Origin of the sequence: Serratia sp. CY27727, from assembly GCF_052169275.1 — a bacterium.
Lineage (GTDB): Bacteria > Pseudomonadota > Gammaproteobacteria > Enterobacterales > Enterobacteriaceae > Serratia > Serratia sarumanii.
In genome coordinates, this window is the sequence record NZ_JBJNLB010000013.1 from 81929 (window position 1) to 99582 (window position 17654).

The following is a 17654-nucleotide window of genomic DNA, read 5'->3' on the forward strand; positions in this document are numbered from 1 at the left end:
TTTAAAACTATGGGTCATTTTCATGCAACAACAGTCACCCACCACTGCCCCCGACAATAAGCTGAAACGCGGCCTCAGTACGCGTCATATCCGCTTTATGGCGCTGGGATCGGCCATCGGCACCGGGTTGTTCTACGGCTCGGCGGACGCCATCAAAATGGCCGGCCCGAGCGTGCTGCTGGCTTACCTGATCGGCGGCATCGTGGCCTTTATCATCATGCGCGCCCTGGGGGAGATGTCGGTCAACAACCCACAGGCCAGCTCGTTTTCCCGCTACGCGCAGGACTACCTCGGCCCGATGGCGGGTTACATCACCGGCTGGACTTACTGCTTTGAAATCCTGATCGTCGCCATCGCCGACGTGACCGCCTTCGGCATCTATATGGGGGTCTGGTTCCCGGAAGTGCCGCACTGGATCTGGGTGCTGAGCGTGGTGCTGATCATCGGCGCCATCAACCTGATTAGCGTCAAGGTGTTCGGTGAGCTGGAGTTCTGGTTCTCGTTCTTCAAGGTCGCCACCATCATCATCATGATCGCGGCCGGCATCGGCATCATCATCTGGGGCATCGGCAACGGCGGGCAACCGACCGGCATTCATAACCTGTGGTCGAACGGCGGCTTCTTCAGCAACGGCTTTATCGGCATGATCCTGTCGCTGCAGCTGGTGATGTTCGCTTACGGCGGAATTGAAATCATCGGCATCACCGCCGGCGAAGCCAAAGATCCGAAAAAATCGATTCCGAAGGCCATCAACTCGGTACCGTGGCGCATTCTGGTGTTCTACGTCGGCACGCTGTTCGTCATCATGTCTATCTACCCGTGGAACCAGGTGGGCACCAACGGCAGCCCGTTCGTGCTGACCTTCCAGCATATGGGCATCACCGTGGCGGCAGGTATCCTCAACTTCGTGGTGATCACCGCTTCGCTGTCGGCGATCAACAGCGACGTGTTCGGCGTCGGCCGCATGCTGCACGGCATGGCCGAGCAGGGCCATGCGCCGAAGATGTTCAGCAAGGTGTCGAAGCGCGGTATTCCCTGGGTGACGGTGGTGGTGATGATGCTGGCGCTGCTGCTGGCGGTATACCTCAACTACATCATGCCGGAGAGCGTGTTCTTGGTGATCGCGTCCCTGGCGACCTTCGCCACCGTGTGGGTGTGGATCATGATCCTGTTCTCCCAAATCGCCTTCCGCCGCAGCCTGAGCAAAGAACAGGTGAAGCAGCTGGCGTTCCCGCTGCGCGGCGGGGTATTCACCTCGGTGGTGGCGATCGTGTTCCTGGTGTTCATCATCGGCCTGATCGGCTATTTCCCGACCACGCGCGTCTCGCTGTACGCCGGCCTGGTCTGGGTGGTATTGCTGCTGGCGGGGTACTGGTTCAAGGTCAACCATCAGAAAAAACGCGCACCGTTGGCGACGCAGCAAGACTAAATGGAAAAACACCGGCCAAGGCCGGTGTTTTTTTAGCGTTTGTCTTCCGCTTCATCCTCCCCGGCGACGCGCGCTTCGATACGGATGTCGCCGCCGTTAAGGCGTTCCTCCTCTTCCTCGCCGGCGCAGCGCGCCAGCACCTCGCGAATGTCTTGCATATTGCTGCTCAGGGCGCTCAGCGAAGGTTGCAGGTTGCGGGGCATGCGGCTTTCGTCCAGCGAAGCGCTGTGCAGGCAGCCGATAAACAGCAGGGTGGCCATCAGGGTAAACAGCCGGTGACGTAAGCGTTTCAGCAAGGGCTTTCCCTCTCGGTGGTGAAGGTGATGGCGCATTAACGCCGTTTTCACCGGGGAAAAGAAGGGGATGGAGATATCTGCTGGCAATTGAAAGAACATCATTACCAGCAGACACAGTTACGTCAGCCGACGTCAGGAAGCGTTGGCGTTTTGTAGCAGCATGCCGCGCAGGTCATTGCCGGTTGGCGTTTGATGCACGCGCAGGCCGAACTCGTCGATCACCGCCAGAATATGATCGAAAATATCCGCCTGAATGCTTTCATACTCCGCCCAGACCGTGGTGTTGGTGAAGGCGTAGATTTCAAGCGGCAGGCCTTCCGGCGTCGGCGCCAGCTGGCGCACCATCAGCGTCATGTTCTGGTGAATGCGCGGGTGAGCGCGCAGGTAGGCTTCCAGATAGGCGCGCAGCGTGCCGAGGTTGGTCAGGCGGCGGCCGTTGAGCGGCGAGGCCAGATCGATGGCAATCTCCTGATTGTGCCGGCTCAGCTCCTGGGTTTTATCGTTCAGGTAGCTGTGCAGCAGCGGGTTGCGCTGCAGGCGGCGCTGTTCCTCTTCCGACAGGAAGTGCACGCTGCCGGTGTCGATATTCAGGCTGCGCTTGATGCGGCGCCCGCCGGATTCCGACATCGACCGCCAGTTTTTGAACGAGTCGGAGATCAGCGCGTAGGTGGGAATGGTGGTGACGGTGTTGTCCCAGTTACGCACTTTGACCGTGGTCAGGCCGATGTCGGTGACCGCGCCGTCGGCGCCGTATTTCGGCATTTCCAGCCAGTCGCCGATCTTCAGCATATCGTTGGCGGAGAGCTGGATGCCGGCCACCAGGCCGAGGATCGGATCCTTGAACACCAACATCAGGACCGCGGTCATGGCGCCCAGGCCGCTGAGCAGCAGCAGCGGCGATTTGCCCATCAGCAGCGAAACGATCATGATGCCAATCAGGATCGCCGCCACCAGTTTCAGGCCCTGGAAAATGCCGCGCAGCGGCAGCTGATTGGAGATCGGGCTTTGGCGCAGCAGCGCCAGCAGCGTATCCAGCAGCGAGAACAGCGACAGCAGGGTGAAGGCGAGGATCCACACCTGCGCGGCGGTGACGATCACCGCCTGGGTCTGGCTGCCGCTCTGTAACCACAGCGTCGCCTGGATGCTGATGATCACCCCTTGCAGCAGCAGCGCCACGCGCTGGAACAGTTTGTATTGGGTGATGGCCTGTTGCCAGACGCGCTGCGATTGCTGGCCGCGGCGCTGAAGGGCGGCCAGCACCACCCGGTGCAGCACCAGGTGGATCGCGACCGAGATCAGGACAATCAACCCCAATACCATCAACAGCGACATCACTCCGCCGAATTCCAAACCAAACTGTTCCAGCCAGCGCGTTATCTGTTGTTGCATTACCGCTCCTTAAAAAATGCGCAAAAAATATCCTGTAAACTTAAAACGCGTTAGCCTAAGGGGTAACGTGCAGGATTTGTACCTGTTTACCTTTTTTTACATCGGGTTAGCGTTATTTTTCGGTCTCCGCCCCCCGGCTCATCCCCGGGTTTTGCGGCCAGAGATGAGGGGGAGTTGCACTTAACGTGGCATTGTTCGCTTCTTGAAGAACGCCGTCGATTTCGTTTGGTACAGCAGGAGAACAGTATGCTTAACGCCTGGCATCAACCGGTCCCGCCTTTTGTGGTAAAGCAAGGGCAACGTTTGGATATCACGCTGTGGTTACAGGGGGATGAACTGCCGGAACGGGTGTTTTTGCGCGCCGAACCGGACAACGAAGAGTGGCTGCTGGCGATGAAAGCGCAGCGCCACGAGGGGATGCGGCGCTACCAGGCCAGCCTGACGCTGAATGAGGGCGAGCCGACGCGGCGTTACTGCTTCAAGCTGCTGTGGGCCGATCGCCAGCAGTGGTTCGGCCCGCAGGGCTGGTCGCCAACGCCGCCGGGCCAGCTGGCGCAGTTCGCCGTCGACGATCCTGACAATGGCCCCGAGTGGGTGGCGGATCAGCTGTTCTACCAGATTTTCCCCGATCGCTTCGCCAGCAGCGGCGGTGAGCACGGCATCCAGAGCGGCAGCTACCGCCATCACGCGGCCGGCGCCGAGGTGATTCGGCGCGACTGGCAGCATCCGCTGGAGGATCGCCACGCCGCCTCGACCTTTTACGGCGGCGATCTGGACGGCATCAGCGCCAAATTGCCGTACCTGCAGCAACTGGGCGTGACGGCGCTGTATCTGAACCCGATTTTTACCGCGCCGAGCGTGCATAAGTACGATACCGAGGACTATTACCAGGTCGATCCGCACTTCGGCGGCAACGCGGCGCTGCAGCGTTTGCGAGTGAGCACTCACAAGGTGGGCATGAAACTGGTGCTGGACGGGGTATTCAACCACACCGGCGACTCGCATCCGTGGTTCGACCGCCATCGTCAGGGCGAAAACGGTGCCTGTCACCACCCCGATTCGCCGTATCGCGGCTGGTTCAACTTTTACCCGGACGGCCGCGCGCTCGACTGGAAGGGCAACGCCAGCTTGCCGAAGCTCAACTTCGCCGAGCCGCAGGTGGCGGAAGCGATCTATCGCGGGGAAGGCAGCGTGGTGCGCCACTGGCTGCGCCCGCCGTACAGCATCGACGGTTGGCGGCTGGACGTGATGCACATGCTGGGGGAGAACGGCGGCGCCACCGGCAACCTGCACCACCTGGCTGGCATCTATCAGGCGGTGAAGCAGGAGAATCCGCAGGCCTACGTATTGGGCGAGCACTTCGGCGACGCGCGCCGCTGGCTGCACGCCGGCGTGGAGGATGCGGCGATGAACTACATGGGGTTCGCGCTGCCGGTGCGGGCATTTTTGGCGGGGCTGGACGTGGCCTATCACCCGGTGCGGCTGGACGCCGCCGGGTGCGCGCAGTGGATGGACGGTTACCGCGCCGGGCTGCCGCACGGCCGCCAGCTGATCCAGTTCAACCAGTTGGACAGCCACGATACTGCGCGTTTTCTCACGCTGTTGCAGGGGAACGCGGCGCGCATGCAGATGGCGGCGGTGTGGTTGCTGAGCTGGATAGGCGTGCCTTGCCTCTATTACGGCGATGAGATTGGTCTGGACGGCGGCAACGATCCGTTCTGCCGCAAGCCGTTCCCGTGGGACGTCGGCGACTGGGACCGGCCGCTGCTGGCGCTGTTCCAGCGCATGGCGGCGCTGCGTAAACAGAGCGTGGCATTGCGCCGCGGCGGTTGTCAGGTGCTGTACGCCAGCGGGGAAACGTTGGTGTTCGTGCGCCTGTATCAGCAGGAGCAGGTGCTGGTGGCGCTGCAGCGCGACGGCAGCGGCCAGGCGCAGCTGCCGTACAACCCGCTGTTGGCGCGCGGCCCGTGGCGGCGTGTGGAAGGGCGGGGAGAGTTGAGCGAAACGGCAGGCGGGCTGCGCCTGCAGCTGGCGGAAGAGACGGCCACCGTGTGGCGCTGTGAAGGCTAAAGACACTGCGGGGGCCGAAGGGCCCCCGCGATAAAGGTGAGTAGGCGTTTACATCAGTAACCGACCGCAGAACCTGCCGGGCGACGCACGTCGTTGGCGCCGTACAGATAGCCTTCGCGCACCTTGCCGGAAACCGCCGAGTCGTTGCCGGAGTTGGCCGGACTGACGCCCGCCGCGCCCGGCAAACCGACCAGAATCAGTTCGGCGGCGCCCCACGGCGTTTGCTCGACCATCTTATAGCCCATGCCGCTCAGCAGCTTCAGCGTATCGGCGGAAACGCCGCGCTGTTCGTAGTACACCTCATCCGGCAACCATTGGTGATGGATGCGCGGTGCGTCCACCGCTTCCTGCGGCGCCATGCCGTGGTCGATCACGTTCAACGCGGTCTGCAGGGTGATGGTGATGATGCGCGAACCGCCCGGCGAGCCCAGCACCATAAAGATCTTGTTGTCCTTGGTCACCAGCGTCGGGCTCATCGACGATAGTGGGCGCTTACCGGGGGCAATGCTGTTGGCGGTGCCCTGCACCAGCCCGTACAGGTTTTTCTCGCCCACTTTGACCGTAAAGTCGTCCATCTCGTCGTTGAGGAAGAAGCCGGTGCCTGGTGCGATCACCACGGCGCCGAAGCGGCCGTTGACGGTATAGGTGGTGGAGACCGCGTTGCCGTCGTGATCGACGATCGAATAGTGGGTGGTTTCCGGTTTCTCATGCGGTTCCATGCCGGGCTGCACGTTTTCCGACGGCGTGGCCTTGTCCGCGACGATTTTCTTGCGGATCTGCTCGGCGTAGCTCTTGCTCACCAGCCGGTCGATCGGGTTTTTGATGAACTCCGGGTCGCCGAGGTAGGTGTTGCGGTCCATGTAGGCATGGCGCATCGCTTCGGTCATGGTGTGAATGGCCGCCGCCGAGTTGAAGCCCATGCTTTTCAGGTCGTAGCCTTCCACCACGTTGAGGATTTCGCACAGCGTCACGCCGCCGGAGCTGGGAGGCGGCGCCGACACGAACTTGTAGCCGCGATAGCTGCAGGTAATCGGCGGGGTTTCGGTGACCTTGTAATTGGCGAAGTCGGCGGCGGTCAAGATGCCGCCGCCCTGTTTGGCCGCCGCCTCCACCGCCTGCGGGATCTTGCCTTTATAGAAGGCGTCGGTTCCCCCTTTGGCGATGGCTTCCAGCGTATTGGCCAGATCGGTTTGCACCAGTTTGTCCCCCGGCTGCAGCGGGCTGCCGTCCGGGCGCAGGAAGATTTTGGCCGACTCGGGATCCTGTTTGAAGCGCGCGACGGTGGTGTCGAGGATATCGGTATCGGCGCGGGTCAGCACAAAGCCTTCGCGCGCCAGCCTGATCGCCGGCGCCAGCACCTGTTCACGGCTCAGCTTGCCGTACTTCTCACGCGCGGTTTCCATCCCCAGCACGGTGCCCGGCACGCCCGCCGCCAGATAGCCGTACAGGCTGGCGTCTTTCTTCACCTTGCCGTCGGCATCCAGATACATGTTGGCGCTGGCCGCCGCCGGCGCGGTTTCACGGAAGTTGATGAAGGTGTCGGTGCCGTCCGCCAGGTGGACGGTCATAAAGCCGCCTCCGCCGATGTTGCCGCAGCAGGGGTTAACCACCGCCTGCGCATAGCCCACCGCCACGGCGGCGTCGATGGCGTTGCCGCCCATCTTCAGGATATCCACGCCGACCTGCGAGGCCAGGTGTTGCGAGGTGACCACCATGCCGTTTTTGGCTTCCACCGCGGGGTTGGATGCCGCATACAGGCTGCCGCTGACCAGCAGCGCCGCTATGGTCAGGGGGTTGCTCCATTTCTGTAAAAACATAGTTATTCCTACCCTGTCAGTTTTTTATTGTGTTGTGTTTGCTTGCCGCTGTTCGCTTGCAAAGCGCGAGCCAGCGTTATTGATAGTAGCCGCAGATGGGCGCACGCGCGGCGAGCAGGGTGGGAAATGTGAGCGGAAACAGGGAAATAAAGCACTGAAAGTGGGCGGTCTGCCCCATAAAGGGGCATAAAAAAACCGGCCGCGTGGGCCGGTTGATTCACTATCAGGCTGAAATTACAGCTTGGCAGCGTTTTCAGACAGGTATTTTGCAACGCCGTCTGGGGAAGCGCCCATACCTGCTTTGCCTTTTTCCCACTGAGCCGGGCACACTTCACCGTGCTCTTCGTGGAATTGCAGCGCATCAACGGTACGGATCATTTCGTCGATGTTACGGCCGATTGGCAGGTCGTTAACAACCTGAGCACGCACGATGCCGTCTTTGTCGATCAGGAAGGAGCCGCGCAGCGCAACGCCGGCTTCCGGGTGTTCGATGCCGTAAGCTTTCTGAATTTCACGCTTGATGTCAGCAACCATTGCGTATTTCACTTCACCGATGCCGCCTTTGTCGACAGGGGTTTTACGCCATGCGTTGTGAACGAACTCTGAGTCGAAGGAAACGCCAACCACTTCAACGCCACGCTTCTGGAACTCTTCATAGCGGTGATCGAAAGCGATCAGCTCGGAAGGGCATACGAAGGTGAAGTCCATTGGCCAGAAGAACAGCACGGCCGGTTTGCCGTTCAGGTGCTTCTTCAGGTTGAAGTTTTCAACGATTTCGCCGCTACCCAGTACGGCAGCTGCAGTGAAGTCAGGGGCTTGACGAGTTACCAGGACCATAATTACTCCTGTAATAGGTGTTAAAGGGTGGATGTAAAAACAAGGGCCAGTATAGGGGCCGCGACTTGGTGAATAAAGGGTAAAAGACCAATCGATGAGATAGCTTTCACCTATCAAAGTCGTTGATATAATTTAGCGAGCTTTAAAAATAACCTTTTCCCACAAAAGGGCAAGCGGCATAACGTAAATTCTTGCAAGGCGTTGCAATTTCAAGGGCTTGAGCTTGACCTCAGAGCGCTTTGTCCTTCGCCTGCCGCATCATTTGCGGGTAAAACTGCCAGAACTGTGTTTCAAGCTGATGATAATGTTGCTCGACGTCGGCGAACGAACCGGCCAGCGCCTCGAGGCGCGGGCGGCGGCTGGCCATGCCCTGCAGCACCCGGGCGATGAACGGCAATTCGGCGTAGCGCTCCAGCCAGCGTTCCGGCCACAGGTAGCCGTTCAGGTTCTGAAAGCGCGGCGGCGTGAGCGGCAGAAAAGGTTCGATCTGGCTGCGGGCTTCCTGGGTAAACTGGTGCAGGTCGCGCGAAGGCTCGAGCTGCTGCCAGTGGCGCGCCAGAAAATGGTCCCACACCACGTCGAGGGTGATCGGCGCCACGCGGCGGTAGGGGGCGCTGAAATAGTCGCGGCTGGCTTTGACCTGCGGCAGGCTGTCGGTCAGCACGTCGACGCGGCGGTGCATCATGATGCCGGCCACCACCTCGGGCTGGTAGTCGGCGGCGGGGTTGCCGCGCACGAAATCGGCCAGCAGGTTGCCCAGCAGCGAGCTGTCCGCCAGCATGGCCAAGTGAAGATGAGCGAGAAAATTCATCCCTCAACTATACCCGAAGTCAGGCAAATCCTCCTTATTTCTTGCCGCTGACCGCCCCCGGCTTTAGACTAGGCCGCCTGTTTTTTACCAACCAGCCCTAAATTGAAGAAGTGAATACCCATGCGCGTCGCTGATTTTTCGTTTGAACTTCCCGAATCCCTGATTGCCCACTATCCCCAGGCCGAACGCAGCGCATGCCGCCTGCTGCAGCTGGACGGGCCGAGCGGGGCGCTGACGCACGGCGTATTCACCGATCTGCTGGATAAGCTGGAAGCCGGCGACCTGCTGGTGTTCAACAATACCCGCGTGATCCCGGCGCGCATGTTCGGCCGCAAGGTCAGCGGCGGCAAGATTGAGGTGCTGGTGGAGCGCGTGCTGGACGACCATCGCGTGCTGGCGCACGTGCGCGCGTCGAAAGCGCCGAAGCCGGGCGCCGAGCTGCTGTTGGGGGATGACGAGAGCATCGCCGCCACCATGGTGGCGCGCCACGAGACGCTGTTCGAGCTGCGCTTCAACGACGAGCGCGACGTGTTCACTATCCTCAACGCCGCCGGCCACATGCCGCTGCCGCCTTATATCGCCCGCCCGGATGAAGACGCCGACCGCGAGCTGTATCAGACGGTCTACAGCGAGAAGCCCGGCGCGGTTGCCGCGCCGACCGCCGGCCTGCACTTCGACGAGCCGCTGCTGGCGGCGCTGCGCGCCAAGGGCGTGGAAATGGCGTTCGTGACGCTGCACGTCGGCGCCGGCACCTTCCAGCCGGTGCGCGTGGAAACCATCGAAGATCACGTGATGCACGCCGAATACGCCGAAGTGCCGCAGGAGGTGGTCGATGCGGTGCTGGCCTGCAAGGCGCGCGGCAAGCGCGTGGTGGCGGTGGGCACCACCTCGGTGCGCTCGCTGGAAAGCGCCGCGGCGGCCAGCAAAGAAGCGCTGATTGCGCCGTTCTTCGGCGACACCAGCATCTTTATCTATCCGGGCTATCACTATCAGGTGATCGACGCGCTGGTGACCAATTTCCACCTGCCGGAATCGACCCTGATCATGCTGGTGTCGGCCTTCGCCGGCTATAAAAATACCATGAACGCCTATCAGCAGGCGGTGGCCGAGCAGTATCGCTTTTTCAGCTACGGCGATGCGATGTTCATCAGCCGTAACCCGCAGGCGGAAAACGAGTCCGTCGGCGATTAATTTCCCGGGCTGCGCGCACGGCGCGGCCCCGTTTCAACGACATCAGACTGTTTCTCTGATGCTGGAGGCTTTGTGAAGTACGAACTACAAACTACCGATGGCCGCGCGCGTCGCGGCCGCCTGATCTTCGACCGCGGCGTGGTGGAAACCCCGGCCTTTATGCCGGTCGGCACCTACGGCACGGTCAAGGGCATGACGCCGGAAGAAGTGAAAGAAACCGGCGCGCAGATCCTGCTGGGCAACACCTTCCACCTGTGGCTGCGCCCGGGCCAGGAGATCATGAAGATGCACGGCGACCTGCACGATTTCATGCAGTGGCATGGGCCGATCCTTACCGATTCCGGCGGTTTCCAGGTGTTCAGCCTGGGGGCGATGCGCAAGATCAAAGAGGAAGGCGTGTACTTCCGCAACCCGATCAACGGCGACAAGGTGTTCCTGAGCCCGGAGAAATCGATGGAAATCCAGTACGACCTGGGTTCCGACATCGTGATGATCTTTGATGAATGTACGCCGTACCCGGCCGACTGGGACTACGCCAAGCGTTCGATGGAAATGTCGCTGCGCTGGGCGGAGCGCAGCCGCAAGCGATTCGACGAGCTGGAAAATAAAAATGCGCTGTTCGGCATCATTCAGGGCGGCGTTTACGAAGATTTACGTGATGTTTCAGTCAAAGGGCTGGTGGATATCGGCTTTGACGGGTACGCTGTGGGCGGCTTGGCTGTAGGCGAGCCGAAAGAGGATATGCATCGCATTCTTGAACACGTTTGCCCGCAAATTCCGGAAGATAAGCCACGCTATTTAATGGGCGTCGGCAAGCCGGAAGATTTGGTGGAAGGCGTGCGTCGCGGCATCGACATGTTCGACTGCGTCATGCCGACCCGCAACGCCCGCAACGGCCATCTGTTCGTGACTGACGGTGTGGTAAAAATCCGTAATGCCAAGCACAAGGATGATACTTCTCCGCTGGATAAGGACTGTGATTGCTACACCTGTCGCCATTACAGCCGCGCCTACTTGCACCATCTCGACCGTTGCAACGAAATATTGGGTGCTCGACTGAACACGATTCATAACCTGCGTCACTACCAACGCCTGATGGCGGGTTTACGCCAGGCTATCGAAGAGGGTAAATTAGAGCAGTTTGTTGCGGATTTCTATGGTCGGATCGGCAAGCCGATTCCGCCTTTAAACGCTTGATCTAATAATTGATAACTTAATGAGGGAATTTCAATGAGCTTTTTCATTTCTGACGCCGTCGCATCCGCAGGGGCTCCGGCTCAGGGAAGCCCGTACTCTCTGATCATTATGCTAGTGGTGTTCGGCCTGATCTTCTACTTCATGATCCTGCGCCCACAGCAGAAACGCGCTAAAGATCACAAGAAGCTGATGGACTCCATCGGTAAAGGCGACGAAGTGTTGACCACCGGCGGCCTGATCGGTCGCGTGACCAAAGTGGCCGACACCGGCATCATCGCCATCGCGCTGAACGACACCACGGAAGTGATGATCAAGCGTGACTTCGTGGCGGCCGTTCTGCCGAAAGGTACCATGAAGGCCCTGTAATCTTTTTTCCCGAAGGGAATTGCCGTGCTAAACCGTTATCCTTTGTGGAAGTATCTGATGTTGATCGTGGTGATCCTCGTCGGTCTGCTTTATGCGCTTCCCAACATCTACGGTGAGGATCCGGCCGTACAAATCACTGGCGCGCGCGGCGTCGCCGCCAGTGAAACTACGCTGGACCAGGTCCGTACCGTATTAGAAAAAGACAACATCGCGAGCAAGTCGATTGCGCTGGAAAATGGCGCCATCCTGGCTCGCTTTAAAGATCCTGACGTTCAGCTGCGCGCCCGCGAAGCGCTGGTGACCGAGCTGGGTGACAAATTCGTCGTGGCGCTGAACCTGGCGCCGGCCACGCCGACCTGGCTGGCCATGCTGGGCGCAGAGCCGATGAAACTCGGCCTGGACCTGCGCGGCGGCGTACACTTCCTGATGGAAGTGGACATGGACACCGCGTTGAGCAAGCTGCAGGAACAGACCATGGATACCCTGCGCAGCGAGCTGCGCGAGAAGGGCATTCCTTACGCGTCTATCCGCAAGCTGGACAACAACGGCGTGGAAGTTCGCTTCCGCGACAATGCGGCCCGTGACCAGGCCATCAGCTACATCGGCCCGCGTCAGCGCGATCTGGTGCTGTCCGCCAACGGCGCCAACACCATGAAAGCCAGCCTGACGGACGCCCGTCTGAGCGAAGCGCGCGAATACGCCGTCCAGCAGAACATCACTATCCTGCGTAACCGCGTCAACCAGCTCGGCGTCGCCGAACCGCTGGTACAGCGCCAGGGCGCCGACCGCATCGTGGTCGAGCTGCCGGGCATTCAGGACACCGCGCGCGCCAAAGAAATTCTGGGCGCCACCGCGACCCTCGAGTTCCGTCTGGTGAACACCAATGCGGACGCCACTGCGGCGGCCAACGGCCGCGTGCCGGGCGACTCCGAGGTGAAATACACCCGTGACGGCCAGCCGATCGTGCTGTACAAGCGCGTGATCCTGACCGGTGATCACATCACCGACTCCACCTCGAGCACGGACGAATACAACCAGCCGCAGGTTAACATCTCGCTGGACAGCGCCGGCGGCACGTCCATGTCCAACTTCACCAAGGACAACATCGGCAAGCCGATGGCGACCCTGTTCGTGGAGTATAAGGACAGCGGCAAGAAAGACGCCAACGGCCGCGCGGTGCTGGTGAAACAGGAAGAAGTGATCAACGTGGCGAACATTCAGTCGCGTCTGGGCAACAGCTTCCGCATCACCGGTATCGGCAACCCGAACGAAGCGCGTCAGCTTTCGCTGCTGCTGCGTGCGGGTGCGCTGATCGCGCCGATTCAGATCGTCGAAGAGCGCACCATCGGCCCGACCCTGGGTCAGCAGAACATCACCCAAGGTCTGGAAGCCTGTCTGTGGGGCCTGGTGGCGTCCATCGTCTTCATGGTGGTCTGGTATCGTAAGTTCGGCGTGATCGCCACCACGGCGCTGGTCGCCAACCTGGTGCTGATCGTCGGCGTGATGTCCCTGTTGCCGGGGGCGACGCTGACCATGCCGGGCATCGCCGGGATCGTGTTGACGCTGGCGGTGGCGGTCGACGCCAACGTACTGATTAACGAACGTATCAAGGAAGAGCTGAAGAACGGCAGGTCCGTTCAGCAGGCGATCCATGAGGGCTATAAAGGCGCGTTCTCCAGTATCGTTGACGCCAACATCACCACGCTGATCACCGCGATCATCCTGTACGCAGTCGGCACCGGTTCGATCAAAGGCTTTGCGATCACCACCGCTATCGGTGTGGCGACGTCCATGTTCACCGCGATTGTCGGTACCCGTGCCATCGTCAACCTGCTTTACGGCGGCAAACGCATTAACAAGCTGTCTATCTGAGGAGTGCGTTGTGGCACAGGATTATACTGTTGAGCAACTCAACTACGGCCGTAAAGTCTACGACTTTATGCGCTGGGACTACGTGGCCTTCGGCATCTCGTTGGTGCTGTTGGTCGCGTCGATCGCCACCATGTCGGTGCGCGGGTTTAACTGGGGTCTGGATTTCACCGGCGGTACGGTGATTGAAATCAACCTGGAAAAACCGGCTAATCTCGACCTGATGCGCGATACGCTGGAGAAGGCCGGGTTCCAGGATCCGATCATCCAGAACTTCGGCAGCAGCCGCGACGTGATGGTGCGCATGCCACCGGCGACCGGCACCGCAGGCCAGGAACTGGGCAACAAGGTGATCGGCGTGATCAACGACTCGGTGGATAAAAATGCCACCGTGAAGCGCATCGAGTTCGTCGGCCCGAGCGTGGGCAGCGAACTGGCGCAAACCGGCGGCATGGCGCTGCTGGTGGCGTTGATCTGTATCCTGATCTACGTCGGTTTCCGCTTCGAATGGCGCCTGGCGCTGGGGGCGGTTATCGCGCTGGCGCACGACGTGATCATCACGCTGGGCGTGCTGTCGCTGTTCCATATCGAGATTGACCTGACCATCGTCGCGTCCCTGATGTCGGTTATCGGCTACTCGCTGAACGACAGCATCGTGGTTTCCGACCGTATTCGTGAGAACTTCCGCAAGATCCGCCGCGGTACGCCTTACGAGATCATGAACGTGTCGTTGACCCAGACGCTGAGCCGTACGCTGATGACTTCCGGGACCACCCTGATGGTGGTGCTGATGCTGTACATCTTCGGTGGCGCGATGCTGCAAGGCTTCTCGCTGGCGATGCTGATCGGCGTGTCGATCGGTACCGTCTCCTCGATCTACGTCGCGTCCGCGCTGGCGTTGAAGCTGGGGATGAAACGCGAACACATGCTGCAGCAAAAAGTGGAAAAAGAGGGCGCAGATCAGCCTTCGATTCTGCCTTAACAACCGCAGTATTCAGCGATATGAGAAGGAGCGCCGATGGCGCTCCTTTTTTTGCCTCGGGGATCAGTGCTGCTTCACTACCGCCGGTTGGGCGGTCGAAACCAGACTGTGTAGACGGATATAGCCCAATTGTTCCGGTGTCAGGCCGCTGAAGCGCAGTTCGAAGTCCTGGCCGGGCTTCGGCAGCAGCGAGTCGGCGCTGGCGATCGGTTGTGACAGCGCCTCGGCGGTCAACGGCCGGCCGGTGGCGTCGTCCAACTGGCCCCATTCCACCACGGCTTTGAACGGCGGCAGCGTGGCCTGTGAGAGGACGCGTACATGCAGCTGCGCCTGCGTGCCGTTGGCTTCGTTCTTGATGTGGCTCAGCGAAACGCTCAGTTCGCCGATACCGCTCTGCAAACGGGCGGCGCTTCGGGCCGCCGGCAGCAGATAGACGCCATTGTCGGAGTGCTGATTGAGCTGATTCTGCCGCTCCAGCGCGGTGGTTTGATCGGTCAGCACGCTCACTTTCTGGTTCAGCGCGGCGACCTGATGGCGCAGCTGGGGCACGGCGGCGTTATGCGCGCAGCCCGCCAGCAACACGGCGGCGGCGAGCAGGGCGATTTTGGGGTAACAGGTTGTCATGACGGCGATTTCCTATGCTGAATCTCCTGTTATCAGCTTAGTCCGCCCGGAGGGGAAAGTCATATCGGCGCCGCTTCTCGGCCGTGTGTCGCAACAAATGGCCGCCGCCCTTTGTTGTGGCTGCACTTCGGGGTAAACTGCATTTATCTATAAAAAACGTTTATCAGGACGTGTTATGCATTGCCCTTTCTGCGCCGCCGTTGATACCAAAGTCATTGATTCCCGCCTGGTGGGGGACGGTTCGCAAGTGCGCCGTCGCCGCCAGTGTCTGGTGTGCAATGAACGCTTCACCACCTTCGAGGTGGCTGAGCTGGTGATGCCGCGAGTGATTAAAAGCGATGAGGTGCGCGAGCCGTTCAACGAAGACAAACTGCGCCGCGGCATGCTGAAAGCGCTGGAAAAGCGCCCGGTCAGCTCGGACGACGTGGAAAACGCCCTTAACCATATCAAATCCCAACTGCGCGCCACCGGCGAACGCGAAGTGCCGACCAAACTGGTGGGCAATCTGGTGATGGATGCGCTGAAAAAGCTGGATAAGGTCGCCTATATTCGCTTCGCGTCGGTGTACCGCAGCTTCGAAGACGTGCGCGAGTTCGGCGAAGAGATTGCCCGCCTGCAAGACTAAAGGATCTTTCATGCATCACGACGAACTTTATATGGCGCGCGCCTTCGAACTGGCGCGGCTGGGGCGTTTTACCACCGCACCCAATCCGAACGTCGGCTGCGTTATCGTGCGCGACGGCGAAATTGTCGGTGAAGGCTATCATCTGCGCGCTGGCGAGCCGCACGCGGAAGTGCACGCGCTGCGCATGGCGGGCGACAAGGCGCGCGGCGCCACCGCCTATGTCACGCTCGAGCCGTGCAGCCATCACGGCCGCACGCCGCCCTGCGCCGATGCGCTGGTGGCCGCCGGCGTAACCCGGGTGGTCGCGGCGATGCAAGATCCCAATCCGCAGGTGGCGGGGCGCGGGCTGTACAAGCTGCAGCAGGCCGGCGTCGAGGTGCGGCACGGCCTGATGCTGGCCGAGGCCGAAGCGGTCAACCTGGGCTTCCTCAAGCGCATGCGCACCGGTTTCCCTTACGTGCAGCTGAAGCTGGGCGCGTCGCTGGACGGCCGCACGGCGATGGCCTCCGGCGAGAGCCAGTGGATCACCTCACCCGAAGCGCGTCAGGACGTGCAGCGCCTGCGTGCGCAGAGTGCCGCCATTCTCAGCACCAGCGCCACCGTGCTGGCGGACGATCCGTCGCTGACGGTGCGTTGGGATGAATTGGACGCCGAGACGCAGCGCCTCTATCCGCGCGACAATCTGCGCCAGCCGCTGCGCATCCTGCTCGACAGCCAAAATCGCATTACTCCGCAGCACCGCGTGGTGCAGCAGCCGGGCGCCACCTGGCTGGCGCGCCTGGAGGCGGATGAACAGGCCTGGCCGCAAGGCGTCGAGCAGTTTATCTGCCCGGCGCACGGCGGCGGCGTCGATCTGGTGGTGATGATGATGCTGTTGGCCAAGCGCCAGGTGAATTCAATCTGGGTGGAGGCGGGCGCAACGCTGGCCGGCGCGCTGCTGCAGGCCGGCCTGGTGGATGAGCTCATTTTGTACATCGCGCCGAAACTGTTGGGCGATAATGGCCGTGGCCTGTGCCACCTGCCGGGCCTGGAGCGGTTGGCCGACGCGCCGGAGTTCGTCTTCAGCGACGTGCGCCAGGTCGGCCCCGATCTGCGTTTGCGCCTGCGGGCGAAACACTGAATCTCGCGCCCGCGCGCCGGTTTTACAAAAGCGCCGCGCAGGCGATGAAAGAATATGATAGAATCCGCCCCCCTGCGGGGTATTGAACCCATTTTTAAGGAAAGCCCATGAAAGTTATCGAAGGTGTTGTTGCTACTCCAAAGGCCCGCGTGGCGATCGCAATTGCACGTTTTAACAATTTCATCAACGACAGCCTGCTGGAAGGCGCGATCGACGCGTTGAAACGCATTGGTCAGGTTGCTGACGACAACATCACCGTTGTCTGGGTCCCGGGCGCTTACGAGCTGCCGCTGACGGCGAGCGTATTGGCCAAAACCGGCAAATACGACGCGGTTATCGCGCTGGGCACCGTTATCCGTGGGGGCACCGCGCACTTCGAATATGTGGCGGGCGAAGCCAGCTCCGGCATCGGCAACGTTGCGATGAATGCCGAAATCCCGGTTGCTTTTGGCGTGCTGACCACCGAAAGCATCGAGCAGGCGATCGAACGCGCCGGCACCAAAGCGGGCAACAAGGGCGCTGAAGCCGCGCTGACCGCACTTGAAATGATTAATGTTATCAAAGCTATTAAAGCCTGAATTTAGTTAAGGGGAATTCCGTGAAACCTGCTGCTCGTCGCCGCGCTCGTGAGTGCGCTGTTCAAGCGCTTTACTCTTGGCAGTTGTCTAAAAACGACCTTGCCGATGTTGAACACCAGTTCCTGACGGAGCAGGATGTCAAAGATGTTGACGTCGCCTATTTTCGCGAGTTGCTGTCCGGCGCGGCAGTGAATGCAGGTATGCTGGACGAACTGATGGCGCCTTACCTGTCGCGTCAGCTCGAAGAGCTGGGCCAGGTGGAGCGCGCGGTGCTGCGCGTCGCGCTGTTTGAACTGAAAATGCGCGAGGATGTCCCTTACAAGGTGGCGATCAACGAAGCGATCGAACTGGCGAAAACCTTCGGCGCGGAAGACAGCCACAAGTTTGTGAACGGGGTGCTGGATAAAGTGGCGCCAACCCTTCGCAAGAAAAAGTAAAACATTAAGGCCGGCA

17 protein-coding genes are annotated in these 17654 nt (G+C 60.6%); 11 read left to right on the forward strand and 6 right to left on the reverse strand.

From position 1 onward, the window contains the following. The first annotated feature begins 22 nt into the window (after positions 1-22). Positions 23-1429 carry a proline-specific permease ProY gene (gene proY / locus ACJ8HB_RS22425; protein WP_047569060.1) on the forward strand — a complete coding sequence of 469 codons (1407 nt, stop codon included), beginning with the start codon at positions 23-25 and terminating at the stop codon, positions 1427-1429. 32 nt (positions 1430-1461) lie between these two features. On the opposite strand, the gene ACJ8HB_RS22430 is transcribed toward proY, so the two are convergent. Together ACJ8HB_RS22430 and ACJ8HB_RS22435 are read right to left on the reverse strand one after the other, a co-directional pair. Next, a complete protein-coding gene (locus ACJ8HB_RS22430; protein WP_047569058.1) occupies positions 1462-1725 on the reverse strand; it encodes a hypothetical protein in 264 nt (87 codons plus the stop codon). Between the two features lie 132 nt (positions 1726-1857). Next, positions 1858-3114, reverse strand: a complete 1257-nt coding sequence (locus ACJ8HB_RS22435) for a mechanosensitive ion channel family protein (RefSeq protein WP_033637290.1) — start codon at positions 3112-3114, stop codon at positions 1858-1860. A 246-nt stretch (positions 3115-3360) separates the two neighbouring features. Here ACJ8HB_RS22435 and malZ point away from each other — a divergent pair, with 246 nt between their 5' ends. Continuing rightward, positions 3361-5184, forward strand: a complete 1824-nt coding sequence (gene malZ, locus ACJ8HB_RS22440; protein ID WP_047569050.1) for a maltodextrin glucosidase — start codon at positions 3361-3363, stop codon at positions 5182-5184. Between the two features lie 53 nt (positions 5185-5237). Here the strand turns inward: malZ and ggt are convergent, their stop codons facing one another. From ggt to ACJ8HB_RS22455, 3 genes are all read right to left on the reverse strand, one after another. After that, positions 5238-7001 carry a gamma-glutamyltransferase gene (gene ggt / locus ACJ8HB_RS22445; protein WP_047569048.1) on the reverse strand — a complete coding sequence of 588 codons (1764 nt, stop codon included), beginning with the start codon at positions 6999-7001 and terminating at the stop codon, positions 5238-5240. Positions 7002-7235: 234 nt separating this feature from the next. After that, positions 7236-7838: a peroxiredoxin C gene (locus ACJ8HB_RS22450; RefSeq protein ID WP_019454212.1), complete on the reverse strand. Its 603-nt coding sequence runs from the start codon at positions 7836-7838 to the stop codon at positions 7236-7238. A 229-nt stretch (positions 7839-8067) separates the two neighbouring features. Next, a complete protein-coding gene (locus ACJ8HB_RS22455) occupies positions 8068-8649 on the reverse strand; it encodes an ACP phosphodiesterase (protein WP_047569046.1) in 582 nt (193 codons plus the stop codon). Positions 8650-8769: 120 nt separating this feature from the next. Between ACJ8HB_RS22455 and queA the strand changes: the two genes are divergently transcribed. From queA to secF, 5 genes are all read left to right on the forward strand, one after another. Continuing rightward, a complete protein-coding gene (queA, locus tag ACJ8HB_RS22460; protein WP_047569043.1) occupies positions 8770-9840 on the forward strand; it encodes a tRNA preQ1(34) S-adenosylmethionine ribosyltransferase-isomerase QueA in 1071 nt (356 codons plus the stop codon). A gap of 72 nt (positions 9841-9912) precedes the next feature. Next, positions 9913-11037 carry a tRNA guanosine(34) transglycosylase Tgt gene (gene tgt / locus ACJ8HB_RS22465; RefSeq protein WP_047569042.1) on the forward strand — a complete coding sequence of 375 codons (1125 nt, stop codon included), beginning with the start codon at positions 9913-9915 and terminating at the stop codon, positions 11035-11037. Positions 11038-11070: 33 nt separating this feature from the next. Next, positions 11071-11403: a preprotein translocase subunit YajC gene (yajC, locus tag ACJ8HB_RS22470; RefSeq protein ID WP_004940391.1), complete on the forward strand. Its 333-nt coding sequence runs from the start codon at positions 11071-11073 to the stop codon at positions 11401-11403. A gap of 24 nt (positions 11404-11427) precedes the next feature. Further along, entirely contained in the window at positions 11428-13275 is a 1848-nt protein-coding gene (gene secD / locus ACJ8HB_RS22475; protein WP_072008390.1) for a protein translocase subunit SecD, read from the forward strand. 10 nt (positions 13276-13285) lie between these two features. Continuing rightward, positions 13286-14254, forward strand: coding sequence for a protein translocase subunit SecF (secF, locus tag ACJ8HB_RS22480; protein WP_019454209.1), 969 nt, complete (start codon positions 13286-13288; stop codon positions 14252-14254). Between the two features lie 63 nt (positions 14255-14317). Here the strand turns inward: secF and ACJ8HB_RS22485 are convergent, their stop codons facing one another. Continuing rightward, complete coding sequence (locus ACJ8HB_RS22485; RefSeq protein ID WP_033653274.1) at positions 14318-14878, reverse strand: DUF3251 domain-containing protein; 561 nt, start codon at positions 14876-14878, stop codon at positions 14318-14320. Between the two features lie 175 nt (positions 14879-15053). Here ACJ8HB_RS22485 and nrdR point away from each other — a divergent pair, with 175 nt between their 5' ends. From nrdR to nusB, 4 genes are all read left to right on the forward strand, one after another. Next, positions 15054-15503, forward strand: a complete 450-nt coding sequence (nrdR, locus tag ACJ8HB_RS22490; RefSeq protein ID WP_004940387.1) for a transcriptional regulator NrdR — start codon at positions 15054-15056, stop codon at positions 15501-15503. A 10-nt stretch (positions 15504-15513) separates the two neighbouring features. Further along, entirely contained in the window at positions 15514-16623 is a 1110-nt protein-coding gene (ribD, locus tag ACJ8HB_RS22495; RefSeq protein ID WP_047569038.1) for a bifunctional diaminohydroxyphosphoribosylaminopyrimidine deaminase/5-amino-6-(5-phosphoribosylamino)uracil reductase RibD, read from the forward strand. Between the two features lie 107 nt (positions 16624-16730). After that, the gene (ribH, locus tag ACJ8HB_RS22500; protein WP_033637299.1) at positions 16731-17201 is read left to right on the forward strand and encodes a 6,7-dimethyl-8-ribityllumazine synthase; all 471 of its coding nucleotides are present in this window, start codon (positions 16731-16733) and stop codon (positions 17199-17201) included. A 20-nt stretch (positions 17202-17221) separates the two neighbouring features. Then, positions 17222-17638 (forward strand): transcription antitermination factor NusB, encoded by a 417-nt coding sequence (nusB, locus tag ACJ8HB_RS22505; protein ID WP_004940384.1) that lies wholly within the window; start codon positions 17222-17224, stop codon positions 17636-17638. The last annotated feature ends 16 nt before the right edge of the window (positions 17639-17654 follow it).